The 24,778-nt window shown below is 63.0% G+C and carries 25 protein-coding genes; 3 read left to right on the top strand and 22 right to left on the bottom strand.

Annotation, left to right across the window (positions count from 1 at the left end):
- Positions 1–4 precede the first annotated feature (4 nt).
- The 11 genes from MesoLj_RS02560 to MesoLj_RS02510 all read right to left on the bottom strand — a co-directional run bounded on the left by MesoLj_RS02560 (position 5) and on the right by MesoLj_RS02510 (position 12,144).
- Complete coding sequence (locus MesoLj_RS02560) at positions 5–1,009, bottom strand: ABC transporter substrate-binding protein (protein WP_202324977.1); 1,005 nt, start codon at positions 1,007–1,009, stop codon at positions 5–7.
- 74 nt (positions 1,010–1,083) lie between these two features.
- Positions 1,084–2,007, bottom strand: a complete 924-nt coding sequence (locus tag MesoLj_RS02555; RefSeq protein ID WP_244735274.1) for a MurR/RpiR family transcriptional regulator — start codon at positions 2,005–2,007, stop codon at positions 1,084–1,086.
- Between the two features lie 284 nt (positions 2,008–2,291).
- Entirely contained in the window at positions 2,292–2,921 is a 630-nt protein-coding gene (gene phnN, locus MesoLj_RS02550) for a phosphonate metabolism protein/1,5-bisphosphokinase (PRPP-forming) PhnN (RefSeq protein WP_181179708.1), read from the bottom strand.
- Entirely contained in the window at positions 2,918–4,057 is a 1,140-nt protein-coding gene (locus MesoLj_RS02545; RefSeq protein ID WP_202324976.1) for an alpha-D-ribose 1-methylphosphonate 5-triphosphate diphosphatase, read from the bottom strand. The genes phnN and MesoLj_RS02545 overlap by 4 nt, the downstream gene beginning before the upstream one ends.
- A gap of 36 nt (positions 4,058–4,093) precedes the next feature.
- On the bottom strand, positions 4,094–4,801 hold the full coding sequence (locus MesoLj_RS02540; protein ID WP_202324975.1) for a DUF1045 domain-containing protein: 708 nt from the start codon (positions 4,799–4,801) through the stop codon (positions 4,094–4,096).
- A gap of 153 nt (positions 4,802–4,954) precedes the next feature.
- Positions 4,955–5,767: a 5-deoxy-glucuronate isomerase gene (gene iolB / locus MesoLj_RS02535; protein WP_202324974.1), complete on the bottom strand. Its 813-nt coding sequence runs from the start codon at positions 5,765–5,767 to the stop codon at positions 4,955–4,957.
- 199 nt (positions 5,768–5,966) lie between these two features.
- On the bottom strand, positions 5,967–6,185 hold the full coding sequence (locus tag MesoLj_RS02530; RefSeq protein WP_140770427.1) for a DUF3329 domain-containing protein: 219 nt from the start codon (positions 6,183–6,185) through the stop codon (positions 5,967–5,969).
- A gap of 43 nt (positions 6,186–6,228) precedes the next feature.
- Positions 6,229–7,146, bottom strand: coding sequence for a myo-inosose-2 dehydratase (gene iolE, locus MesoLj_RS02525; protein ID WP_202324973.1), 918 nt, complete (start codon positions 7,144–7,146; stop codon positions 6,229–6,231).
- 107 nt (positions 7,147–7,253) lie between these two features.
- Entirely contained in the window at positions 7,254–9,104 is a 1,851-nt protein-coding gene (iolD, locus tag MesoLj_RS02520; RefSeq protein WP_202324972.1) for a 3D-(3,5/4)-trihydroxycyclohexane-1,2-dione acylhydrolase (decyclizing), read from the bottom strand.
- A gap of 34 nt (positions 9,105–9,138) precedes the next feature.
- Positions 9,139–11,073: a bifunctional 5-dehydro-2-deoxygluconokinase/5-dehydro-2-deoxyphosphogluconate aldolase gene (locus MesoLj_RS02515; protein WP_202324971.1), complete on the bottom strand. Its 1,935-nt coding sequence runs from the start codon at positions 11,071–11,073 to the stop codon at positions 9,139–9,141.
- Between the two features lie 225 nt (positions 11,074–11,298).
- Positions 11,299–12,144: a MurR/RpiR family transcriptional regulator gene (locus MesoLj_RS02510; protein WP_202324970.1), complete on the bottom strand. Its 846-nt coding sequence runs from the start codon at positions 12,142–12,144 to the stop codon at positions 11,299–11,301.
- Between the two features lie 239 nt (positions 12,145–12,383).
- Between MesoLj_RS02510 and MesoLj_RS02505 the strand changes: the two genes are divergently transcribed.
- On the top strand, positions 12,384–13,493 hold the full coding sequence (locus MesoLj_RS02505; RefSeq protein WP_202324969.1) for a Gfo/Idh/MocA family protein: 1,110 nt from the start codon (positions 12,384–12,386) through the stop codon (positions 13,491–13,493).
- A 12-nt stretch (positions 13,494–13,505) separates the two neighbouring features.
- On the opposite strand, the gene MesoLj_RS02500 is transcribed toward MesoLj_RS02505, so the two are convergent.
- Entirely contained in the window at positions 13,506–14,201 is a 696-nt protein-coding gene (locus MesoLj_RS02500) for a helix-turn-helix transcriptional regulator (protein ID WP_202324968.1), read from the bottom strand.
- 129 nt (positions 14,202–14,330) lie between these two features.
- On the opposite strand from MesoLj_RS02500, the gene MesoLj_RS02495 reads away from it, so the two are divergent.
- Entirely contained in the window at positions 14,331–14,966 is a 636-nt protein-coding gene (locus tag MesoLj_RS02495) for a LysE family translocator (RefSeq protein WP_140770407.1), read from the top strand.
- 207 nt (positions 14,967–15,173) lie between these two features.
- Here the strand turns inward: MesoLj_RS02495 and MesoLj_RS02490 are convergent, their stop codons facing one another.
- From MesoLj_RS02490 to MesoLj_RS02450, 9 genes are all read right to left on the bottom strand, one after another.
- On the bottom strand, positions 15,174–16,265 hold the full coding sequence (locus MesoLj_RS02490) for a 3-deoxy-7-phosphoheptulonate synthase (protein WP_202324967.1): 1,092 nt from the start codon (positions 16,263–16,265) through the stop codon (positions 15,174–15,176).
- Between the two features lie 209 nt (positions 16,266–16,474).
- Positions 16,475–16,822, bottom strand: a complete 348-nt coding sequence (locus MesoLj_RS02485) for a hypothetical protein (protein ID WP_202324966.1) — start codon at positions 16,820–16,822, stop codon at positions 16,475–16,477.
- Positions 16,794–17,216 carry a type II toxin-antitoxin system VapC family toxin gene (locus MesoLj_RS02480; RefSeq protein WP_202324965.1) on the bottom strand — a complete coding sequence of 141 codons (423 nt, stop codon included), beginning with the start codon at positions 17,214–17,216 and terminating at the stop codon, positions 16,794–16,796. The genes MesoLj_RS02485 and MesoLj_RS02480 overlap by 29 nt, the downstream gene beginning before the upstream one ends.
- Entirely contained in the window at positions 17,213–17,476 is a 264-nt protein-coding gene (locus tag MesoLj_RS02475) for a type II toxin-antitoxin system Phd/YefM family antitoxin (RefSeq protein WP_202327142.1), read from the bottom strand. The genes MesoLj_RS02480 and MesoLj_RS02475 overlap by 4 nt, the downstream gene beginning before the upstream one ends.
- Before the next feature lie 85 nt (positions 17,477–17,561).
- Positions 17,562–18,356, bottom strand: a complete 795-nt coding sequence (locus MesoLj_RS02470; RefSeq protein WP_202324964.1) for an SDR family oxidoreductase — start codon at positions 18,354–18,356, stop codon at positions 17,562–17,564.
- 32 nt (positions 18,357–18,388) lie between these two features.
- The gene (gene iolG / locus MesoLj_RS02465) at positions 18,389–19,384 is read right to left on the bottom strand and encodes an inositol 2-dehydrogenase (protein ID WP_202324963.1); all 996 of its coding nucleotides are present in this window, start codon (positions 19,382–19,384) and stop codon (positions 18,389–18,391) included.
- A 124-nt stretch (positions 19,385–19,508) separates the two neighbouring features.
- The gene (locus tag MesoLj_RS02460; RefSeq protein WP_027040720.1) at positions 19,509–20,276 is read right to left on the bottom strand and encodes an ATP-binding cassette domain-containing protein; all 768 of its coding nucleotides are present in this window, start codon (positions 20,274–20,276) and stop codon (positions 19,509–19,511) included.
- Positions 20,277–20,278: 2 nt separating this feature from the next.
- The gene (locus tag MesoLj_RS02455; RefSeq protein ID WP_140770395.1) at positions 20,279–21,355 is read right to left on the bottom strand and encodes an ABC transporter permease; all 1,077 of its coding nucleotides are present in this window, start codon (positions 21,353–21,355) and stop codon (positions 20,279–20,281) included.
- A gap of 108 nt (positions 21,356–21,463) precedes the next feature.
- On the bottom strand, positions 21,464–22,405 hold the full coding sequence (locus MesoLj_RS02450; RefSeq protein ID WP_140770393.1) for a sugar ABC transporter substrate-binding protein: 942 nt from the start codon (positions 22,403–22,405) through the stop codon (positions 21,464–21,466).
- 626 nt (positions 22,406–23,031) lie between these two features.
- Between MesoLj_RS02450 and MesoLj_RS02445 the strand changes: the two genes are divergently transcribed.
- Positions 23,032–23,829 (top strand): FkbM family methyltransferase, encoded by a 798-nt coding sequence (locus tag MesoLj_RS02445; RefSeq protein WP_202324962.1) that lies wholly within the window; start codon positions 23,032–23,034, stop codon positions 23,827–23,829.
- A 110-nt stretch (positions 23,830–23,939) separates the two neighbouring features.
- Here the strand turns inward: MesoLj_RS02445 and MesoLj_RS02440 are convergent, their stop codons facing one another.
- Positions 23,940–24,734 carry a hypothetical protein gene (locus MesoLj_RS02440; RefSeq protein ID WP_202324961.1) on the bottom strand — a complete coding sequence of 265 codons (795 nt, stop codon included), beginning with the start codon at positions 24,732–24,734 and terminating at the stop codon, positions 23,940–23,942.
- Positions 24,735–24,778: the final 44 nt, after the last annotated feature.

Below are 24,778 nucleotides of genomic sequence, written 5' to 3'. Positions count from 1 at the left end.
CGGATCACTGGACGAAATTATCCTTGTACCACTGCTTCCATTCGGCCTCATGGGCAGAGGCCATGGCGTCGTTGAGATGCGTGTAGGTGATGTTGGTTTCGCGGCCGGGCTTGGCGTTGACGCCCTTGATGACCGGAATGAAGAAGAAGTCCGTGTCATCGCCGTTCTGCATGGCGGCCTGGCCCTCGGCGCTAGTGACGAAGTCGATGAATTTCTCGGCCGCGTCCATATGCTGGGTCTTGGCGCTGATGCCGAGGCCTTGCGGCAGCGACACCGAACCCTCGCTCGGATAGACCGCGACGACGGGCTCGCCGGCCGCGATCTTCGAAAAGATGGCGCTGTCCTGGTTGATGCCGACCGAGGCATCGCCGGTCAGCACGGCCTTGTTCACCTTGCCGCCGCTCGACAGGCCCGACAGCGCCTTGTTGGTCAGCGTCTTGGCCAGCAGCGCCTTGCCGGCATCGAGGCCGTTGGTCTGGAAGAAACCGGCCAGCCATTGATAGGCCGGTCCCGACAGGTTCGGATCCTTGGCCGCGACGCCGCCTGCGAAGGACTGAAGGTCGGCCCAGGATTTGGGCATCTTGTCGGCCGGCACCTTCTTGGTGTTGACCTCGATGGCAGTGGTGCTGGTGCCGGTCGGCAGGAAAGCGCGGCTTTGCGGGATCAGCGACTTGCCGAGATCGGTGAACGCCACCTTGTCGTAGGCGGCGGCGGGAATGGCCTGCAGCACGTGGTCGGCCGCCATGCGTTCCATCACCGCCGAGCCGTCGAGCCAGACGATGTCGAACTGCGGGTTGTTGCCTTCCGCGGCGATCTTGCCCAGCGTCTCGCCGGTGCTGCCGGGCTCGACGACGTCGACCGTAAGGCCGGTCTTGGCCTGGAAGGCCTTGGCCACCGGGCCGGCGAAATCGAGTGCGTCGTAAAGCACCAGGTCGGATGCCGAAACAGGCATCGTCAAGGCGAGCGTGCTCAAGCCAATTGCAAAGCAGAATGTTGTGCCGGTTTTCATGGTTATCTCCAGTAAATTGCCATGGGCAAAGTAATACCCATCATATCATACGAATGTTACTTGAACATTTTGTGTCATTTCCCGGCGTTTTTTGATTTATTCCTTTTGACGCCTCGTTTGATCCACGCCTTGTCGATCGAGCCGCGCAGCGAGCTCAACCGTTCGAGGCTGTCAAAGGCGGCTTCGCTGGCCCGCTTCGCCAGCCCGATGATCATCGCCTCGAGGAGAACGATCGTGCCGCCATGCATGGCCAAGTGATCGGCCTTGCCGCGCGGAATCGGCAGCGTCTCGGCCACCTTGCCCGAGACAAGCGGAGCCAGATTGTCGCTGATCAGCACGACCGGGACGTCGATCTGCATGGCTTGCTCGAGAACAACCTCGACCTCGCGGTAGAGCGGCGCATAGGCCATCATCAGCACCGCGTCCCCCTTGCCGAGCCACAGCAGCCGGTCGGCGAGCGCAATTCCCGATACCGACAGCGCGCTGGTCGGCAGCCCGATCCGGTTGAACTGCAAACTGGCATAATCGGCCATGGCGCCCGACGGACCGATGCCGAAGACATGGCGGCGATTGGCCCGCGCCAGGATGTCGATACTGCGCTCGAATGCGGCCGCCATTTCCGGGCGCTTGAGCACATCGAGCACGCTTTCATGAATGTCGATCACGTGCCGCAACGCTGCCGCGCCGTCGTCGCCGGTCTCCTGCAAGGTGCGCGCCAGTCGCTTGCCGGGTGACGGCGTGCCGGTGAGGTCCGACAGCAGCATCTGGCGAAGCGCCGAGAGGCTATCGAAACCAAGCGAGCGCGCTGTCCGGACCACGGTGGCGTCGCTGGCGCCGGCCTGCTCGGCGATCTCGGCCGCGGACCCCAGGAGCACAGCCTGCTTCTGGTCGACGAAGAACCGCGCCATGCGCTGCTCGGCGGGCGGCAGGCTATCGAGCGCCGCCTGGACAAGGGCGTCGACCGTCATTTTCTGCTCTTCGGGTGCATCATAAGTCATGGTGGCCGGCTCGTTCGCTGCCTGTAGTGATTACAACGAGAGCCACCATCCGAAATATCTGTTACAGCGGTGTGACACCGGCGGCCAGGCGCGGGCGGGCATGCGGCCTGCCAGCGGCGAACAGCAGCGATGCACCGGATACGTGGCCGTGCGCCATGATGCGGCGAAATCAACTCTGGAGATTGCTCACGCCAAGGCGGCTCGCGCCGAGCGACTTCAGTCGGCGTGCCTCAAGTCGTCTTTTTAGGCAAGTCGTGGTGCCGGAATCTCGCTGGCGAGTTGAATCAGATCATGCCCGACATGTCGGAGAAGGCCATTGCCTTGCGCAGCAGCTCGGCGAAACGTTCGCCGGCAACCTCGCGTTGGCCGCTGTTGTCGATCGAGGTGACGCCGGGGCCGGACAGGGTGACGTTGGCGCTGCGCGCCAGGCGCGCCAGCACTTCGCCGCGCGACTCGCGGCCCCGCATTGCCAGCCGCTCGGCCAGCACATCAGGCGAGGCGGTGATCTCGACAATGGCCAGATTGGCATAGCGCTCGCGCAAGGTGGGGATGATCGCGCGCGACACATTGGCGACCGCGACATGGCCATTGGCGACCGACCAGTCGACATCGGCGGGCAGGCCATAGCGCAAGCCGTGTGCTTCCCACGAGATTGCGAAGGCGCCGTCGGCCTCGGCCTCGACAAAGGCCGCGTCGGCCAGCGTGTCGTGATCCTCGCTCGCGGCATCGCTCGGCCTGGTGATGACGCGGCGGACGAACTCCAGCCGGCTCTCGTCGGCAAAGAGCGCGCGGGCGTAGCCGATCACCGTGTCCTTGCCGGCGCCACTCGGCCCCACGACAGCGACAAAGACGCCGTGGCGGATCGGAAACGTCTCGGCGGACAGTTCACGTTCGATCAACGCCGACACCATCATGCGACCCGGCGCCCCTGACGCCAGACGGTGCGCACGACCGGAACATGGTCGTCGACACGCACGCGCACCAGATCGGCGCGGCGGCCCTGTTCGATGATGCCGCGGTCGGTCAGGCCAACGGCTTCCGCCGGGTTCTTCGAAACCATGGCGACCGCCTGCGGCAGCGAAATGCCTTCGACCATGTCGCCGAGGAAGAAGGCCGACTGGATCAGGCTGAACGGAATATAGTCGGATGACAGGATGTCGAGCAGGCCGTCGCTGGCCAGCGTGCGCGCCGAGACATTGCCCGAATGCGAAGCGCCGCGCATGACGTTGGGCGCGCCCATCAGCACGCCCAGGCCCGCGGCCTTCGAAGCGCGCGCCGCTTCCTCGGTGGTCGGGAATTCGGCGACGCGCACTCCTTGCTCGATCGCCTCGTCGACATGGCTCGACGTGGCGTCGTCATGGCTGGCGAGCACGATGCCGCGCTCTTGGCAGGCAGCCGCGATCACCGCGCGGTTCGGCGCAGAATAGCGCGCCGATTCCGCCATCCGCTTCTCGCAGAACAATTTGAAGTCGCGGTCGGTCAGCTTCAGCTTGCGCTGGTAGTAATAGGCATAGGTTTCGAGATTGACGAACTGACGCTGGCCGGGCGCATGGTCCATCAGCGAGGCCAACTTGACCCGGTCGTCCTGATCGAAATTGGCGAAGGCCTGCAGGCAATCCGGCGCCGAAACCTCGCAACGCAGATGCAGGAAATGATCGGCGCGCAGACGATCCTGCGCGACGCTGTCCTCGATTGCATCGGCCAGCTTGCGGATATCGGCCAAGGTGAGATCGGCGTCCTCGTCCATGCCGACGCGCAAGGCGTCGAGCACGGTGGTGATGCCGGCCGTCGCCACCTGGGCGTCATGGGCAAGCACCGCGGCGATCGGGTTCCAGCGTACCTTCGGCCGTGGTGCGTAATGGCCCTCGAGATGGTCGGTGTGCAGTTCGACCAGCCCCGGAATGACATAGTCGCCGCTCATGTCCTCGCCGGTGCGGGCAGCACCGGCATCGATGCCGGCGATCAAGCCGTCGCGCAGCACCAGCGACCCTTCGACGATCTCGTCGGCAAGCACGATGCGGGCGTTGGAAAGAACGGTTTCGGCGGTCATTTCGGGCAGTCCTTGATCATCTGGGGCAGGGCTTGTTCAGGCGATTTTTCTGGCCGGTCGGCGTCCCAGCACGTGCTGGGAAAGCACCATGAACGGCGCCCCGGGTTCGGTCTCGACAAACAGCGTCAGCGCGTCCACCAGCACAGGTTGTTGCAGCACTTCGGCGAACAGGCTGTCGATTGCTAGGCGAAGACGAGGGCTTTCCTGTGGCCCGACCCGACCCGACAGCGTCATGTGGAAGCGAAAGGTCTCGAAGACATAGGGGTAGCCCCACTGGCAGAGATTGCGGAACTCGGCCGGCTTCAGCGAATCGGGGCTGCGCCGCTCGATCTCGGCCTCGGTCAGTGGCGCGCGAAAGCGGTCGAAGTCGCGCACGACCTCGTCGGCGAAACGGTTGAGCGAAGGCAACGGGCCCTCGGGCACCAGCGCGAAGAAGCTGTCGATCTGACTGACGACGAGCCGCGGTATCGTCACCACCGGCGTCGCTTCGGCGAAATGGTCGAGCCCCGCGCGCAGCGAGGTCTCGCTCTCGTTGGCCGCAAGCCGGAAGGGGGCTTTCAGTGTCGCGTGGAAGCCATAGCGGCGGGCCGAAGCGGTGTGGAAGGCAACTTCCGCCGCCGCCAGGTCGGCCACGGCCTCGACCGGCCTTGTCGCCGCGCCGAACGGGTCGCGGCCCAGCCAATTCGCGGCGATCCGCGCCAGCGGTTCGTCCTGCCGGGGGGTGAAATAGATGGCATAACGCATGGGAAGTCCTCGTCAGATCCGTTGCCATAGGTGATTTCCATGACGGATTGACGAAGCTTTGAAGGGTTTTCGAAGGCAAATCGAGCCAGGCGGTCCTTAGCCGACGATTTTTTCAAGCTGGACCAATAACTTCAGCCGGCGCCGCCGGAATGATCAGGCCTTCATCAACCATTCGTGCTCGGGGGCATTGTGGAATTTCCACGTCCGCTTCGGCCCGGCCATGACGTTGAGATAGTAGAGATCATAGCCATGGCAGGCGGCGCAGGGGTGATAACCCTCGGGCACCAGCACGACATCGCCATCCTCGATCGCCATGGCTTCGTCCAGCGCGCGATGGCCGTTCTTGTCGGCGTCGGTGTAGACGCGCTGGAAGGCAAAGCCCTGCGGCGGGTTGAGACGGTGATAGTAGGTTTCCTCGAGATAGGATTCATCAGGCAGATTGTCCTGGTCATGCTTGTGCGGCGGGTAGCTCGACGTGTGGCCGCCGGGCGTGATGACCTCGACCACCAGCAGCGAGTCCGCCGGCTTGCCTTCCGGCAGGATGTTGGTGACGTAACGGGTGTTGGTGCCCTTGCCGCGCACCTCCTGGCCGAGATCGTCGGGTCCGATCACCCGAACCGGCAGGCCGCCGCCAAGACCGGGCGCCGAGCACACCGCCAGTTCCAGCTCGGTATCGGCCGTTACCGACCAGTCCGATCCCTCGGGGATATAGACCGACCATGGCTTGCCTTCGAAGGGCGACATGCGTTCCCCGAGCAGGCCAAGATCCTTGCCGCCGGCTTTCGCGGTGCCCTTGCCAGTGACGAACACCAGGCAGATCTCACGATCGTCCGTCTTTCCCGAGGCGCTTTCGCCAGGCCGCAGCCGATGCAGGTCGAAACCGACATAGGTCCAGCCGGCGCTTTTCGGCGTGACGTGGGCAACGCGGCCATGGCTCTTGTCGGCCTTCACGAGCAGCTTCGACATTTTTGTCTCTCCTATTTCACTGGCTTGAGGGGCTCCGTGAAGCCAAGCCGTCTGTTTGAAAGGGCCATCGCAAATCTTTGGTCGGCGCGCTTCCATCTTCGTCATCCTAGGGTCTGCGCTGCGTCGCTGCGCTCCTTGCTCCGTCCTAGGATGACGAAGGTGGAAGCGCCGTAAGCTAATCGCCAACGCACGCGATCAGTTACTCCTTCGGTTCGGCCTCGGCCGTCGCCTTGCTCTCATCAACCGGCTTGTACAGATAAAAAAACTGCCAGACGCCATAGCCGGCGAAGCCGAGCGCAATGACGCCCCAGAACGGCGTGCCGGTGGCGAACTCGATGATCGACCAGATGACGCAGACCGCGACGACGGCGACACGCCGCCACAAGGGCCGGAAGAACGGGTGCTCGGAATCTTTCATCGGGCCAATCTACAGCAACCTGCCCCGCCGTGAACCCATCGCGTCAGGCATTCGGAAAACCCTGGGTCTCCACCGTGTAGCCGGCGGCCGTCATCACCCGCATCAGCTCCTTGTGGCCGACCTGCGCCATCTTGAGCGGCGGGTTCTTCTTCGGGTCCTGCTCGGCCTCGACCACGAACCAGCCCTCATAGCCATGGTCGGCGAAGCGCTGCACGATGGCGCCGAAATCGAGCGAGCCATCGCCCGGCGCGGTGAAGGCGCCGAGCGCTACGGCGTCGAGGAAGGACTGTTTCGTGCGGTCGAGCCTGTCGATCACGTCCATGCGCACATCCTTCACATGGACATGGCTGATGCGCTTGTGGTGGTTGTCGATGGCGCGCAGCACGTCGCCGCCGGCAAAGGCCAGGTGCCCGGCATCGAGCAGCAGCGGAATCCCCGCCCCGGAATGGCGCATGAAGGCATCGAGTTCCGGCTCGGTCTCGACCACCGCCGCCATGTGGTGGTGGTAGGAAAGCGGCATGCCTTGCTCGGCGCACCATTCACCGAATTCGGTCAGGCGCCTTCCATAGGCCTTCATTTCGTCACTGGTGAGCTTCGGCTTGGTGGCGAGCGGCTTCGAGCGGTCGCCCTGGATCGAGCGGCCGACCTCGCCATAGACGATACAGGGCGCATTGACCGCCTTGAACAGGTCGATCATCGGCTGGATGCGGTCCTTGTTCTTGCCCATCTCCTCATCGACCAGCGTTCCGGAAAACCAGCCGCCGCACAGCGTCACGTCGGCCGCTTTCAGGATCGGCAGCATGACGGCGGGGTCGTTGGGAAAACGCCGGCCCATTTCCATGCCGGTGAAGCCGGCCGAACGCGACTGGCGCAGGCACTCCTCCAGCGACACGTCATCGCTCAGTTCCGCAAGATCGTCGTTCCACCACGCGATGGGGGACATGCCCAGTTTGGCTTTCAAGTCGTCACTCCAGATTAGAACAGTTCATTCTTTGGCCGCTGGCGCCGCCCCTCATCCGCCTGCCGGCGCCTTCTCCCCGTATAGGGACGGGGAGAAGGGAGCTCGCATCAATCGCCGACGCTCTGCATCTGGCGCTTCTCGTCATAGGCCTTGCGCGCCGCGTTGACCTGTGGTCGCGCCGAGACTTCCGGCACCGCCACGTCCCACCAGTGGCCGCCGGCATCGGTGGAAACCAGCGGATCGGTGTCGATGACCACAACGGTGGTGCGGTCGTTCTTCTTGGCCTTCTGCAGCGCGTTTTCGAGCCCGGCGATCGAGGGTACTTTCTCTGATATCGCGCCCAGGCTCGCCGCATGGGCGGCGAAGTCCACATCGGGCAGGATCTCGTGGCGTGCGTCCTTCAGGAGATTGTTGAAGTTGGCGCCGCCGGTCGCCATCTGCAGCCGGTTGATGCAGCCATAGCCACGGTTGTCGAGCAGCACGATGGTGAGCTTCAAACCAAGCATCACCGAGGTTGCGATCTCGGAATTCATCATCAGGTAGGAGCCGTCGCCGATCATGACGACGACCTCCTGGTCGGGCTTGGCCATCTTGGCGCCGAGCCCGCCGGCGATCTCGTAACCCATGGTGGAGAATCCGTATTCGCCATGGTACGAGCCGGGCGCGCCCGCCTGCCAGAGCTTATGCAGTTCGCCCGGCAGGCCGCCCGATGCATTCAGCAGCGTCACGCCCGAGCCCATGGCCCGCTGCACGGCACCGATCACCTGCGCGTCGGACGGGAAAGCGGCGTTGGTCGACGCCGTCACCTTGGCCGCGTCGGCCTGCCAGGCCTTCTTGCCGGTGGCTGCATTGTCAGTCCAGGCGGCAGGCACTTTCCAGCCCTTCAGAGCGGCACCGAGTTCAGCGAGCCCTTCGGCCGCATCGGCGACCAGCGGCAGCGCCCGGTGCTTGCCGGCATCGAAAGGTTGGACGTTGAGCCCGATGATGGTCTTGCCGGAATTCTTGAACAGCGCCCATGAGCCGGTGGTGAAATCCTGCAGCCGCGTGCCGATGGCGAGCACCACGTCGGCCTCTTCCGCCAGCCGGTTGGCCGCCGAAGTGCCGGTGACGCCGACTGCCCCCATGTTGAGCGGATGATCGTCCGGCAGCGAGGATTTGCCGCCTTGCGTCTCGCAGACCGGAATGCCGGCGGCTTCGACGAATTTGGCCAGTTCGCTTGAGGCTTGAGAATAGAGCACGCCGCCGCCGGCAATGATCAGCGGCTTCTTAGCACCCTTCAGCGCCGCGACAGCCGCGGCAAGCTCATGGCGGTCCGGGCGCGGTCGGCGCTGGTGCCAGACCCGTTCGGCAAAGAAGCTCTCGGGATAGTCATAGGCCTCGGCCTGAACATCTTGGCAAAGCGACAGCGTCACCGGCCCGCAATCGGCCGGATCGGTCAGCACCTGCATGGCGCGGCTGAGTGCCGGGATGATCTGCTCAGGCCGGGTGATGCGGTCGAAATAGCGCGACACCGGGCGGAAACAGTCATTGACCGTCGCCGTGCCGTCGGAAAAATCCTCGGCCTGCTGCAGCACCGGGTCGGGGATGCGGTTGGCAAAGACGTCGCCGGGCAAAAACAGGACAGGCAACCGGTTTACATGGGCAAGCGCCGCGGCCGTCACCATGTTGAGCGCGCCAGGGCCGATCGAAGAGGTCGCGGCCATGAAGCGGCGGCGGAAATTGGCCTTGGCGTAGGCGATCGCCGCATGCGCCATCGCCTGCTCATTGTGGGCGCGGAAGGTCGGCAATTCGTCGCGTACCTGGTAGAGCGCCTCGCCGATGCCGGCGACATTGCCATGGCCGAAGATCGCCCAGACACCACCGAAGATCGGCACTTTTTTGCCGTCGATCTCGGTCATCTGGCGTGACAGGAAGCGGGTCAGCGCCTGCGCCATCGTCAGGCGGATTGTCTTGCTCATTGTGTTTCCTCCGCAGTCCTTGTGCCGCGCCTTCTTATGCCGCCTTGCGTCCGCGCGCGGCAAGCCACGCTTCGGTCAGTTGCTCGAAGCGCGAGGCCATGTCGGCGACAGCCTCGTCATCCGACATCCTGCCGGCCAGCCACTCCTCGGCCGCGTGGACGAATATGGTGCGGCCGACGGCAAAGCCCTTGACGATGGGTGCCTTGGCGGTGGCGGCGAAAGCCGCCTCCAGCTCGTCCTGCGGCGCTTCCAGGCCAAGCAGGACGATGCCGCGGCACCATGGATCGTGCTTCAGGATCACCGCTTCGATCCTGGCCCAGGCGCCGCTCGATGCCTGCGGCTCCAGCTTCCACCAGTCGGGCTTGATGCCGAGCGCATAGAGTTCCTCCAGCGCGCGCGGAATGGTGGCGTCGTCGAGCTTGCCATGCTTGCCGGCGATGATCTCGATGAGCAGCTCCCGGCCGACTTTGCGCGCGGCCTCGAACAGCGCGCGCAGCTTCTGCTGCTGCTCTTCCTTGAGCGCCGCCGGATCGTCGGGGTGGTAGAAGCACAGGCACTTGATGCAGTGATCGACGGGCCATTCGGTAAGCTGCGACCCGATGTCCTGCGAGAATTCGAAGCGCAGTGGCCGCGAGCCCGGCAGTTCCACCGGCCGCCCGAGCCAGGCGAAGGGATGCCTGGCGAACTCGAACATCGCCTCGCGGCCATGCTTCTCGTCGATCAGCATGCCGTAGCCGTCGCGGCCGGCGGCGACCTTTGCCGCCGCCTTGACCGCCAGCACCTTGAAATCGCGGATGCGCGCCGGATCGGCCCCGGCTTTGGCCGCGACGTCCTCGAGCTGCACACGGTGGTCGCAGGCGAGCGCCATCATCGAGGGAATGTCGCGCCGGCGGGTGGTCGCCCAATGGATGTGGTTGATCGCCTCGTCCTTGCGCAAGGCCCGGTGCTTGCTGCCGCTCTTGAGGAAGAACTGCAGCTCCTCGAAGGTTGGATATTCCGGCGCGCACAGCAGCCGCGACACGGCAAACGCGCCGCAGGCATTGGCCCAGGTCGCCGCCGTCGCATGGTCTTCCCCTCCCAGCCAGCCGCGCAGGAAGCCGGACATGAAGGCGTCGCCTGCACCCAGCACATTGTAGATCTCGATCGGGAAACCCTTGCCGACGATGCCGTCTTCCAGATCGTCGCTGATCGGCCCGTCATAGACGATGCAGCCCATGGCGCCGCGCTTCAGTACGATGGTGGCCGAGGACAGCGCGCGGATCGTCTTCAGCGCGCTCAGGCAGTCGTCGGCGCCCGAGGCGATCATGATCTCTTCCTCGGTGCCGACGATGAGGTCGCAATCGGGCAGCACCGTTTTCAGCTGGGCCGAGACGCGGTCCGATTTCACATAGCGCTCGAAGCCTTCGGCATGGCCGGCGAGGCCCCATAAATTGGGCCGATAGTCGATGTCGAAGACAACCTTGCCGCCCTTGGCCTTCATGATGCGGATCGCCTTGCGCTGCGCGGCGTCGCTGTTGGGGCGGGAAAAATGCGTGCCGGTGACGACGATCGAACGCGCCGAAGCGATGAACGCCTCGTCAATATCCTCCGGCGCCAGCGCCATGTCGGCACAGTCGCTCCGATAAAAGATCATCGGCGAAACGCCTTCGCTCTCGACCGAGAGCAGCACCAGAGCCGTCAGGCGTTCCTTGTCCGTCTTCAGGCCGTCGGTGTTGACGCCTTCGCGCTTGAGCTGTTCGCGGATGAAGCGGCCCATCTGCTCGTCGCCGACGCGCGTCAGCAGCGCCGAGCGCAGGCCGAGCCTGGCCGTGCCGACCGAGATGTTGGCCGGGCAGCCGCCGACCGACTTGGCGAAGGAGGTGATGTCCTCCAGCCGCGAGCCGATCTGCTGGCCATAGAGGTCGACGGAAGCGCGACCGATGGTGATGACGTCGAGCGGCGCCTGTTTTAAGTCCACGGCTTCGCTCATTGGAACCTCCCGTTGGTCTTGTTGTCAGGAACAACATTTGTTTGGGTAACACGCGCGAGCGGCAGCGTGGTGCCGGGAATATGAAATAATAATTCCAATCCATAGTCAATATGGAATGAGCATTCCCGGATCGAAAAGTAAGGAATCAGGATCCCGCGGTGAAGGCGTGGGAAGCGAGAGCCGGCGCCCGATTTTGAGCCTGGCCCGAGGCCGGCGAAGACAGGCTCAGCCCTTGCGCTTGCGGCTTGCGTCGCGTCGTTTCTCGCCAACCCCGACGGTCAGCGCCATGGCCAGCGCCATCGTCGCCGACAGCGAACGGAAGCCGGCGAAGTCCGCCTCGGCAACCTCGAACCAGACCCTGGCGAACTGAGCAAGCGGCGAGAACGAGCTGTCGGTGATGGCGACGATCGGCACGCCCTGTTCGGAGATGGTGCGTGCTTCCTCGATGGTGGCCGGCGCATAGGGCGAGAAGGAGATGGCGATGACGGCGTCCGCCGGCGTCGCGAAGCCGACCATTTCGGCGTTCAGGCCGGCGGCGGATTCGATCAGCTGGTTGCGGATCTTCAGCTTGCCCAGCGCATAGGCGATGTAGGTCGCCACCGGGTAGGAGCGGCGCTTGGCCAGCACATAGATGGTCTGCGCTTTTGCCAGCAGCGAAATCGCTTCTTCCAGATGCGCGTCATCCAGCGTGCGGGAAATGTCGTTGAGCGAGGTGCTGGCGGCGGCAACGAATCCGTCGAAGATGGCGCGATGGCCGGCGCCGCCCTCGGCCTTGGTACGCAAGGCCTGCAACCGTTCGTCGTAGGACGAGTTGCGCTCGCGCAGCCGCTCGCGGAACACCTGCTGCAGGCTGGTGAAGCCGTCGAAGCCAAGCTGTTGTGCAAACCGGATCAGGGTCGACGGCTGCACGCCGGCCGAAGCGGCGATGCTGGCGGCGGTGCCGAAGGCGATGTCGTCGGGATTGTCGAGCGCATAGGCGGCGATCTGCGCGATGCGTTTCGGCAGGGTTTCGCGACGATCGAGGATCGTGGCGCGCAGCGTCTCGAAGTCGCGAGGTACCCGTTCGTCCATCGTCGGCCCGTCCAAGCTTGTCCAAGGCGCGTCAGCGCGCTTCAGACCGTTTGATTCCATGCATGTTGTTGTCTCAAAACCGCTGCGCACTTTTGGGCGACATGCATTGGAAGCGTCCTCTCTGCCCCATCATAGCGAGGCTGCGCAAGAACGCCATAAAAAATGAGGCAGACATTCCATTTCGAGAGAAAATGGATTAATTCATCCACGCAGTGCTTCAGGCAGCGGAGAAATGGAAAATGGTTGGCGTCGGTCTTATCGGCACGGGCTTCATGGGCAAATGCCATGCCATCGCGTGGAGTGCCGTCGGCGCCGTCTTTCCGGATGTCGCCAAGCCCAGGCTCGTCCATCTCGGCGAGGTCAATGAGGAGTTGGCCCAGCGCAAGGCCGGCGAATTCGGCTTCGCCAAGGCCTCCGGCGACTGGCGCGCCGTCGTCAACGACCCGGAGGTCGACATTGTCTCGCTGACCACGCCCAACCAGTTCCATCCGGAAATGGCCATCGCGGTTCTTCAGGCCGGCAAGCATTTGTGGTGCGAAAAGCCGATGGCGCCAAGCTTTGCCGAGGCAGAGGCGATGGCGGCCGCGGCGAAGACATCAGGCAAGATCGCGGCGCTTGGCTACAACTACATCCAGAGCCCGGCCATCCGCCACATCGGCGCGCTGCTCGAGGAGAAGATCATTGGCGATGTCAACCATCTGCGCATCGAGATGGACGAGGATTTCATGGCCGATCCCGAGGCGCTGTTCTTCTGGAAGCACGAGGCGTCTTCCGGCTATGGAGCGCTCGATGATTTCGCCGTGCATCCGCTGTCGCTGGTCTCGGCGCTGTTCGGCCGCGTCGCCAGCGTCATCTGCGACATGGCCAAGCCCTATGCCGACCGGAAGCTGGCGGCCGGCGGACGCCGGGCGGTCGAGACCTATGATATCGCGAGCGTCTTGATGCATCTGGAAAACGGCATCGCCGGCACGCTTCAGGTCAATCGCTCGGCCTGGGGTCGCAAGGGCCGCATCGCCATCCAGCTCTTCGGTTCGAAAGGGTCTATCCTGTTCGACCAGGAGCGGATGAACGAGATCCAGCTCTATGTCACCGCGGATCGTCCGACCGAACAGGGCTACCGCACCATCCTGATGGCGCCGCATCACAGGCCCTACGACGCCTTCCTGCCGGCGCCAGGCCACAATCTCGGCTTCAACGACCTCAAGATCATCGAGTGCCACGAACTGCTGACGCGGCTCGCCGGCAGACCGGCGCGGCTTATCGAATTCGCCGAAGGTCTGGAGATCGAGCGCACCGTGCACGCCATGGCGCGCTCGTTCCAGGAAAAACGCTGGGTGGATGTGCGGTAATACAAGCGCGCCTCAGCCGCCGGCGGCCGGGGTTTCCCAGCCGTCGACCCAGACCTGCCGCAAGCGGTCGCCTTCGCCCTTGAAGCGCAGCCCGGTCGGCCGGCAATCCTCGATCCGGTCACTGCGGAAATTGCGGATCGCCTGTCGAAGCTCGCACCAGGCGACGATGTTGGCGGTCTCGGCGTAGTAGATGAGCGCGATCGGACGGATGAGGCGCTCGGAGGCGCGGCCCATTTCGTCGCGGTAGGAGAGGTCTAGCTTCTCCTCGTCGCGGATGGCGCGGCGCACCAGCGCCAAGTCGATCGTGCCGGCCGAAGGTGCGGCGAACCCCCACGCATGCAGCGCATTGGCGTCGAGCGTCTGGCGCAAGGGCGGTGGCACCGCGCCGGCGATCTTGGCGCTGACCCGCTTGGCCGCCTGCTTGAGCTCGCTGTCGCCCGTGCGCTCCAGCAGCGCCAGAGACAGCACGATCGCCTCCATCTCCTCGATCGAAAACATCAGCGGCGGCAGGTCGAAACCGGGGCGCAGTATATAGCCGATGCCGCGCCCGCCCTCGATCGGCACGCGCATCGCCTGCAGCGCGGCGATGTCGCGATAGATCGAGCGGATCGTCACCTCCAGCCGCTCGGCAATCATGGCCGCCGTCACCGGCTGCCGCGCCAGACGCAGGATCTGGATGATCTCGAACAGGCGTGACGCCTTGCGCATTTTCCTCACCCGGTTTCGATCCCAACTGACACACCATTGTCAGTTGGATCGACCTATAGGACTGCCTATCGAATTGAAAATCAACAGGTTCCGCTGCGTCTTGGTGGAACGAGGCGACAGGCAACTGACATGGGCTACGCGGAAAATCTCTGGCTTTTCTTTATCCTGCTGTTCGGCATCATCATCGTTCCGGGCATGGACATGCTGTTCGTGCTGGCCAATGCGCTGACCGGCGGCCGCGACAGGGGTTTGGCCGCGACTGGCGGCATCATGGTCGGCGGCATGGTGCACACGCTGAACGGCGCCATCGGCGTCGGTCTGCTGATGCATTTCGTGCCGATCCTGTTCAAGCCGCTGCTGATCGCCGGCGCCGCCTACATGGCCTTCATCGGCATCTCGCTGATGCGCAGCTCCATCACCGTCGGTCAGGACGGGCCTGCCGGCAGCCGCTCGGCATGGAAGGCATTTCGCCAAGGGCTGGTGACCTGCCTTGTCAATCCGAAGGCCTATCTGTTCGTGCTTGCCGTCTATCCGCAGTTCCTGAAGCCGGACTACGGCCCGATCTGGATACAGGCAACGGTGATGGGGCTGATGACGGTGCTGACCCAGGCCGCGATCTATGGCGGGCTCGCGATCACGGCCGGCCGCAGCCGCAACCTTCTGATCGCCAATCCACGGGCGACCACTCTTGCGGGCCGGGCGGCCGGTCTGTTGCTCTTCGCGGTCTCGGTCTTCACCGCTTGGGAAGGGCTGAGGGCGGCGTAGCACATGGATTCTTGCGAAGAAGGACCCCCACCCTAGCCCTCCCCACAAGGGGGAGGGAATGCTGCCGCATGCCGTGCCTTCTTTGGCATTGAGCGTCGGCAGTTTGCTGAGTCCAGCGCCTATGCAAAGTTCCCCTCCCCCTTGTGGGGAGGGGTTAGGGGTGGGGGTACGTGCCGGGCAAACGCCGGCAATACTGGCATCGGCTTCTCAAGCGGCTCCCTGCCGGCTCTCCAGCATGGCGCGGCGCGCCGACCGGCGCCATTCGACAGCTCCGGCAAGGCCGTGCAACACGGTCTCGGTGGTCGCCCAGTCGATACAGCCATCGGTGATGCTCTGGCCGTAGACCAGTGGCTTGCCGGACACGACGTCCTGCCGGCCGGCGACGAGATTGCTCTCGATCATCAAGCCGATGATGCGCTCGTCGCCCGCCGCGACCTGGCCTGCCACGTCGGCCGCCACCTTGGGCTGGTTCTCCGGCTTCTTGCTCGAATTGGCGTGGCTGACATCGATCATCAGCCTTGGCGCGACGCCGATGCGGGCGAGTTCGACCGAGGCCGCCTCGACGCTCGCCGCGTCATAATTGGGCTGGACGCCGCCGCGCAGGATGACATGGCAGTCCTCATTGCCGGTGGTGGTCGCGATGCCGCTGCGTCCGCCCTTGGTCACCGCCATGAAATGGTGCGGCTGGGCAGCCGATTTCACCGCCTCGCCGGCGATCCTGAGATTGCCGTCTGTGCCGTTCTTGAAGCCGACCGGGCAAGACAGGCCCGATGCCAGCTCGCGGTGGATCTGGCTCTCCGTCGTGCGCGCGCCGATCGCGCCCCAGGCGACCAGGTCGGCAATGTATTGCGGGGTGGTCATGTCGAGGAATTCGGTCGCCGCCGGCAGGCCGAGATTGTTGACGGCCGACAGCACATTGCGCGCCATGCGCAGCCCCTTGTCGATGTTGAAGCTGCCGTCGAGGTCAGGATCGTTGATCAGCCCTTTCCAGCCGACCGTGGTGCGCGGCTTCTCGAAGTAGACCCGCATGACGATCTCGAGCCGGTCGGACAGGGTCTCGCGCAGCGCCGCCAGACGGCTGGCATAGTCAACGGCCGCGACCGGATCGTGGATCGAACAGGGGCCGACGACGACAAGCAACCGGTCGTCGGTCCCGTTCAGAATGGCGTGGATGGCATTGCGTGACGCGCTGACGGTGCGCGTCGCCGTCAGCGTGCGCGGGATCTCGCGCATCACCTGGTCCGGCGTGCTCAGTTCTCGGATTTCCTTGACCCGAAGGTCGTCTGTGGTGGTCAACACGGCTTTCTGCTCCTGGTTTAGGAGACCTGCCGGCTGAAACAAAAAAGCCGCCAGGTCTGGCGGCTGTTCGGATGTTGTTGCTGCAATCTTCAGATCGAGCGCAATCCTCCCGCCGCCAGCGAGCTGCTAAAGTACCAATAGGTGGCGGACAGGTGGATCATGCGGCTCATATAATCGAAGCCGAGGCGTTTGTCACGTGCCTGATGGGACTACGCATTGTCTCCGTTTCCGATGCGCTCCTGTCCCTGAGGGAACCAGATGCCGCGCCCAAGCCAGTTGGCCCCGCCCAGATTGGGCACGACGTGATCTTGATCGAGATACTTCATGTCCTTGATGATCTCGACGCTGATGATTTTCTCGGCGGATCCGAAGGCAAGCGCGAAGAGTTGGAGGGCGTCAGCTTCCGACCGCGCTGTGACGCCGACACCAAGATGACCGCTTATCTTGATCCAGTATGGGTACATCGAGACGTTCTCTTGTGACGAGGGCACATGGGTCGCATCGAGGCTGGCATGCAGCGCCGAGCAATCAAGCAGTCCAGGGATCGAAGAGGTCAACTCCAAATCCTTCGAAGTCTCTCGTATTGCGCGTTGCCAAAGTGAACTCCTGCGCAATCGCCGTGGCTGCGATCAAGCCGTCCATCGACGACAGGCCGCGACCGCGACGCTTCGCAAGGCCCATAAGGTCGCCCCAGGCCAAAGCAACCGGCTCGTCCACGGGCAAAATCCTTTGCTCGAAACGCTGCGGCAGGTCCCGGGCGAGCCATTCGGCCAGAGCCTCGCGTTTCCGGCCCTCGTCCATGAGGGCGACGCCACGCCGGATCTCGGCGATCGACACGACACTGATGAATGAGCGATCCTCATCAAGCCCGTCGAGCCAGTCCAGAACGCGCGCGTCTGGCGCCGGCCTTGTCACCTCGGACAGGACATTCGTATCGAGCAGCAGCCTCACAGCGGCAGGTCACGCGGTTCGTCACGCTGGCGCTCAAGGTCGAGATCGGCGCCGCGCAGCGGTGACTCCAGCAGGAACTGCGCAAGCGTACCCTTGCGCACGGTCTTTCGCTGCCATTCCTCGGCCGAGACGACAACCACGCTTGGTTTGCCGTTTTTGGTGATCGTCTGCGGAGAAGACTGCGCGCGCTCGATAACCTCCGAGAGCCGAGCCTTTGCCCCAGCGACCGTCCAGTTCGTGTCTTTGGGTGCAGGCAGCATCTCAATCTCCATGACTAGTCTGACTATCTTGACTATATGGGAATGGCGATGCTGCGGCAACAGGGCACGAGGCTACTGGTTGAGCCTACTCCGGTGACGACCCGGCAACGCTCTGATCATAGTCGACCAGCGATCCGGTCATGACGCCCGATTGCGGGCTGACCATGTAGCTGATCAGCCGGGCGAGCTGGTCCGGCTTGACCAATTGGCCCATCGGCTGCGCGGCTTCGGCCTTCGCCAGCCAGTCGTCCGGGGCATCATGCCATTTCTTCTGCACGATGTCCTCGCCCTCGGTGTCCATCCAGCCCGGCAGCACGGCGTTGCAGCGGATGCGGTTGAAGCGATAGGCGTTGGCGACGTTCTTGGTCAGCGTCATCAGCGCGCCCTTGCTGGTCGAATAAGGCGTCAGGAACGACTGGCCGGTATGCGCCGACATCGACAGCACGTTGACGATCGAGCCGGGCGCCTTCCTCTCCAGGAGATGCGCCACCACGCCCTGCATCAGGAAAAACGGGCCGCGCACATTGGTGTCGAAAATCGTGTCGAACAGCTCTTCCGAGGTCTCGACCAGCGAGCCGCGCGCCGATGTGGCGGCGGCGTTGACCAGCGCGTTGATGGTGCCGAAATGCGAGAGCGCGGTCGCCACCGCGCGCTTGCAGTCGGCCACTTTGGAGACGTCGGCGCTGATGAAGATCGTGTCGACACCCAACTTCTTGAAATGAGCAACCGCCTTGTCGCCCTTCTCCTGCGAGCGGCCGATGAGCGCCAGCGCCCGGCAGCCCTCGTCGGCGAGTGCCTCGGCGACGGCGAAGCCGATGCCTTGCGCGCCGCCGGTGACGATGGCGCGTGTCTCATGATTGCGATCGGCGGATGCGCTCATCGCTTTGCTCCTGTGCCTTGGGTTCCGGGTTCTTACTTGTCGAGACGGACGGTCTTGCCTGTCGTCGCCGACTTCAGCGCCGCGTCCGCCAGCTTCAGCGCCACCAGGCCGTCGGCGCCGCTTGGCGCTGCCTTCTTGCCCTTCGTCGCGGCCGTGATGAAGGCAGCGATCTCATTGGCATAGGCGTCGAGGTAGCGGGTCATGAAGAAGTCGTGCAAAGGCGGGCGGGTATAGCCCTTCTCATTGGCCAGCTCGATCGATACCGGCCGCTGGTTCTCGGCCGCGATCATGCCTTTCGAGCCATGCACCTCGATGCGCTGGTCGTAGCCATAGGTGGCGCGGCGCGAGTTCGAAATGATCGCCTGCTTGCCGGACGCCGTCTCCAGGATGACGCTGACGCTATCGAAATCGCCGGCCTCGCCGATTTTCTTGTCGACGAGCACCGAGGCGTGCGCGCTGACCGCCACCGGCTCTTCGCCGAGCAGGAAGCGCGCCATGTCGAAATCATGAATGGTCATGTCGCGGAAAATGCCGCCCGAGCGCTTGATGTAGTCGACTGGCGGCGCGCCGGGATCGCGCGATGTGATGGTGATCATCTCGACCGTGCCGATGGCGCCGTCGTTGATGGCCTTGCGCACGGCGGCGAAATGCGGGTCGAAGCGCCTGTTGAAACCGACCATCAGCGTCGCCTTGGCCTTCTCGACCACGGCCAGGCACTTCTCCACCCGCTTGACGTTCAGGTCGATCGGCTTTTCACAGAAGATCGCCTTGCCGGCCTTGGCGAAACGCTCGATCAGATCGGCATGGGTGTCGGTCGGCGTGCAGATCACGACGGCGTCGATGTCTTTGGATGTCTCGATCGCGTCGATGGTGCGCACCTCGGCGCCATAGGCGCTCGCCAGCTCTTTAGCTGCCTTCTCGAAGGCATCGGCCACGGCCACCAGTTTTGCATCGGGGTTGGAGCCGACGGCGCGGGCGTGGACCTTGCCGATGCGGCCGGCACCGAGGAGGGCGAAACGAACAGTCATGGATATTTCCTCTGAGGGATGGGTTCGAGAGAGTTGTGTCCGCACCTTTCCTGTCAGGGAAAGGTGGCTGGGGTATTTTCCTGGCGCGGCGGATCGTCCTGGAACCGAGAGACCACGCCCGGCCTCAAGCCGCGAGTTCCGCCTCTCCGGTCTTGGCGCCGGTGATGTAGGAGACGATGTCCTGGCCGTCGGTGTTCTCCTTGCGCAGATTAGCGACGATGCGGCCACGCCGGAAGACGACGATGCGGTCGCACAGGTCGAACACCTGGCGCATATTGTGGCTGATCAGGATCAGCGGCTCGCCATTGTCCTTCAGCGTACGGATGATGTTTTCGACCTGCGCCGTCTCCTGCACGCCGAGGGCCGCCGTCGGTTCGTCCATGATGATCAGCTTGGAGGCGAAAGTGGCGGTCCTGGCGATCGCCACGCACTGACGCTGGCCGCCCGACATGTGGCGGATGGTGTTGGAGAGATTGGGAATCTTCACCGCCGTGCGGATCAGCGCCGCCTCGGTTGCCTTGCGCATGTATTTGCGGTCGAGGATCGAGAACGGCCCGAGATTGAACAACACCTTTTCGCGGCCGAGGAACAGGTTCGACGGCACGTCGAGATCGTCGGCCAATGCCAGGTTCTGGAACACCGTCTCGATGCCCGCCGTGCGGGCCTCGATCGGCCCGGCAAAATTCACTTCCTTGCCATCGAACCAGATCTGGCCGCTGGTGCGCTGCTCGACAGCGGTGATCTGGCGCACGAAGGTCGACTTGCCGGCGCCGTTGTCACCCATGATGGCGACATGCTCGCCCTTGCGCAGCTCGAAGTTGGCGCCTTCCAGCGCATGCACGCCGCCATAGCGTTTGGTGAGGTTTTCGGTCTTCAGGACGATGTCTGACATGGTCAAGCCCTCAATGCCCGCAGGCGTTGGCGCCACTGGTCGAGAACCACCGCGCCGACGATGATCACGCCCTTGACCATCTCCTGGTAGTAGGCGTCGAGGCGCAGGAAGGTGAAGCCGGAGATGATGACGCCGAAGATCAGCGAACCGATCACCGTGCCGATGATCGAGCCGCGGCCGCCCGACAGCGAGACGCCGCCGATGACCGCCATGGCGATGGCGTCGAGTTCGTACATCACGCCCATGCCGGCCTGGGCGGTGAGGTTCTTGGAGGAGAGCACCACGGCGGCGAGCGAGGCGAGAATGCCGGCGATGACGTAGACCAGGATCTTGTGGTTGGCGATCTTGATGCCGGACATGCGCGCGGCGTCCTCATTGGAGCCGATCGCATAACAGTGCTTGCCGTAGCGGGTGTAAGTCAGGATCAGCTGGAACAGCACCGCCAGCGACAGGAAGATGATGACAGGCATTAGGCCCTTGCCGATCGCGGCGAAGCTGTCGGTGGGAAACGAGATCGGCTGGCCCTTGGACCACCATTTGGCGATGCCGCGCGCGGTCACCATCATGCCGAGCGTGGCGATGAAGGGCGGAATGCGCGTGTAGGCGATCAAGGCGCCGTTGACGAGACCGGCCAGCAGGCCGCAGCCGATCGCGACCAGCAGGGGCACGATCACAGGCAGGTCGGTCCAGCCTTGCGCCAGGAACATCGCCTTGGGATTTGGATTGCCGTTGACGGTTGCCACCTGGGCGAAACTCATGGCGATCATGGCGGTGGCGCCGACAATCGAACCCGAGGACAGGTCGATACCTCCGGTGATGATCACCTGCGTCACGCCGATGGCGATGATGCCGACGATCGACACCTGCAGGATGATGATCTGCAGGCGCGCCTCGTTGAAGATCCCGCCGACGTCGCTGCGGGTGTTGAACAGGAAACTGTCGCCGAGAAAGACCCGGCCGATCACTTCAAAGGCGACGACGAGGATGACAAGCGCCAGGAAAACGTTGAGTTCGGCCGGCCATGCGCGCTTCTTCGCATCGTAGGTGAGCCCTCCGACGCCATGGGATGTCTGTGACAATCTTCTATCCTCCGTCAGCCGCGGTCGTTCCTCGATCGCCTTCAGGCGCTGAGGGAAAGAGGAGCGGCGCCTTCTTTGCGCGAAAGCGCCGCTCCATATGTCCGCGGCTCAGTTCTTCTTCAGGAACTTGTCGATGTTGGCCGGGGTGACGAGCTGGAACGGCACGTAGACCTTGTGCTCGACCTTCTCACCCTTGGACAGCTTGAGCGCCGCATCCAGCGCGCCGGCACCCTGGCCGGCCGCGTCCTGGAACACGGTTGCATCAAGGTCGCCCGCCTGCATCGCCGCCAGCGCGTCCTGGGTGGCGTCGACGCCGCCGACGACAACCGACTTCATGTCGATGTTGGCGGCCTTCATCGCCTGGATGGCGCCGATGGCGCTTTCGTCATTGTTGGCGATGACGCCATCGAACGGCTTGCCGGTCGACAGCCAGTTGGTCATCAGGTTCTGCGCCTCGTCGCGGTTCCAGTTCGAGGTCTGCTTGTCGATGATCTTGATGAAGCTGCAGTCCGGCGTGGCGATCACCTCTTCGATGTCCTTGGTGCGCTGCACGGCGGCCTGGTTGGAAAGCTCGCCCATGATCACATAGACATTGGCTTCCTTCTTGCCGGCTTCCTTGAACAGGCGGCAGACTTCCTTGGTCTCGAGCGTGCCGGAATCGGCTTCGTTCGAGGCGACGAAGGCTTGGTTGTCCGGCAGCGAGTTCACATTGACCGGCTCGCGGTTGACGTAGACCAGCGGGATCTTGGCGGCCGCGGCGGCGTCCGACATCGCCTGCGTGGCCGATGTGTCGACAGGGTTGACGATGATGGCGTCGACGCCCGAAGCGGCGAAGTTCTTGATCTGGTCGAGCTGCTTGGCGACGTCGTTCTGTGCGTCCTCGACCTGCAGCTCGACGCCGCTCATGCCCTTGGCCTGCTCGATCATGCCGTTGCGCAGCACGGTGAGGAAGTTGTCGTCGAACTTGGCCATCGATACGCCGATCTTGGCGGCCATGGCCGATGAACTCATCAGCGCCGCGAAGGCGACGCCCAAAAGCAGTTTCTTCATTGTATCTCTCCTCCACTTTTGGTGTCCGGCTGCACCGATCTATCCGGAATCCCCGATCTCCCCGGGGAATCTCTCCCTGATATCGTTTCGTTCCGCGCTGCATTCCCTGCATCGGCTGGAACGCCAAACTCTCCGTTTGAAACAGACGTTCCGGAACGAAAGAACCAAAATGTACAGTTGGTGAAATATTTATTCCATTTTGCCACAAGGCGTCAAGGGCGATTCCAAAACCGGACGCGCGATTTTGGCCGATGCGGGAATGCGGCGTCGATGCGGGCTGGGCGAGCGTGCTCGGTGCGAGGGCCGACCCAAGCCGAGGCAAGTCCGGGGATATCAGTGATGGCCAGATCGCCAGCCTTTGCCGTTGCCTCCACCGAGCCATGCCGTGGTTGTTTGGCAGAGGCGAAAGCTAAGCTGGCCGAGTAATCTAGGAGACCAGGAAACATTGTCATTTACCAATCTTGTAAGAACTCGCGCTTGGAGATAAAAAATAGTGGGGGGATTTTAAAATATGCGCACCAATATATGGCGTTTGCCATCAATCAGGTCCCTCGAAACATTTTGGGGATCTGCATATGAGATTATTTCGGCCAATTGATAGGGCACTTCGGCGTTCACGCGATAGGATGTTTGCGGGACTTCGAACCTTCGACCGATTCCGCTACTTCAGCCTGCTGACCATTAACGAAGATATTGTCCTCGTCACAAGACAGTTCGCGGATCATCGCCTTACCTTCTCGCCACATGAGTACATAGGGAGAAGCTTATTCAAGGACGGCCATTACCAACGCGATCTGGCGGACAGAGTGCTGGAGATCATTGGGCAGACCGGCGGGAGAACACTCCTGGAGATTGGCGCCAATATCGGTACACATAGCGTCTACTTGACACGTAGCGGCCGCTTCGACCGACTGGTTTGCATTGAGCCTGCGCCCGACAATATTCAGCTCTTGAAACAAAATCTGTCTCTCAATGGGCTGATGGATGGAACAGCCGTTATTGAGTGTGCGGTGGGTGACCACAACGGCGTCGTCGACTTCTACTTTGACGAAAAAAATTCTGGAGCAGGCAGCGTTACCAGGCCTGGGGAGGGTGCTCGATCTGTCCAAGTGCCTCTTCGACGCGTGGATGAAATCCTGCGTGAAGTCGACGTCAGTCCTGACGATATTGGCCTCGTCTGGATGGACATCGAGGGAGCTGAACCGGCGGCCCTGAGATCCATGAGGGACTTGCTGGAACGCCGAGTTCCAATCCTGATGGAATATGTGCCATCTCGGTATGAGCCGTCGGAAGCAAGTGAAATGGCGGCGGATTTGGCCCAATATTTTGGACGTTGTGTCGTCTTCAGCGGAAAGTCCGAAAGGGATGTAGACATTCGCAACTTACCCAGTGGGACCAACGATATTCTCTTTCTGCCAAAGTAAACGATCGCCATCCAACCAGTTAGGCGGCGGGTGGTTGCCACGGTCCTCGGCGGCCTCTTCCCGCGGGGTGCTGCCGTCCGCAGTATCGCGATGCCTGTGATGGGCGCGGCCTAGAAGTGCCAGATGTCCCGCTGCATCAACAAGTCGAGCGGAGCCCGCCACACCCGGTATTTCGCCGCGGACTCTATCTGCTGACTTACGGTCAGACGATTGGCGCGCTCGAAAAAGGCTTCAATGCGCTGCCTGGCAAATAGCTTTCGACCCCTGGTGTTATAGTTCCGCAGGGGCAGCCAGTGTCCGCTTATGGAACGGCCGTGCTGCGATAACGCCACACCAATGCAGAACTGTTCGGACGTGTGTGCTCTGACCACGCCGATCATTTGCTCGATGGCCTGGTAAGCGTCAGCCAGCGCCGGAAGATTGGAATTGTGGACCCCTACGACGCCGCTATTCCACATCGGCTCGCGTCCGGACAGCCGCTGGTCCCCAAGCAAAAATCCCTTGTCCGCGATTGCCTGATAGGCGGCGGCCTTCGGCGTCCCTTCGCATTTTCTCATGATCGAGTGCGAGGCGGAGATTTGTCGGAAGCATCTCGATACATTGCCGACGGGGTAGATGTCGGTATCCATGAAAAACAGGCGATCGCAACGCCGCAAGAGCTCAATGATGCCGGCAGCCTTGATGCCAAACAGGTACCGATCGCCAAAAGACATCTCGGCCATTTCTTTGGCGGTAAGCTCGATCGCTTCGATCGGATAGCCGTCGAAAACGCTTGGCCGGTCCGTCAGGACTGAAATTTTGGCTCCTGGCGTGTAATGCAACAGCCGAAGGGCGCTGAAAAGCGCCCCACGAGCATAGAGCTCATCCTTGCCAAAGGCGATGTACCCAAACCTGTCCTCACCCATTAGCGGTCTATATTGGCGACCGGATTCTGCGTCAACTCGGCCGG

Source organism: Mesorhizobium sp. 113-3-9 (assembly GCF_016756515.1).
In the GTDB taxonomy this organism is placed as follows: domain Bacteria; phylum Pseudomonadota; class Alphaproteobacteria; order Rhizobiales; family Rhizobiaceae; genus Mesorhizobium.
This window is presented reverse-complemented; position numbering and strand designations above follow the sequence as displayed.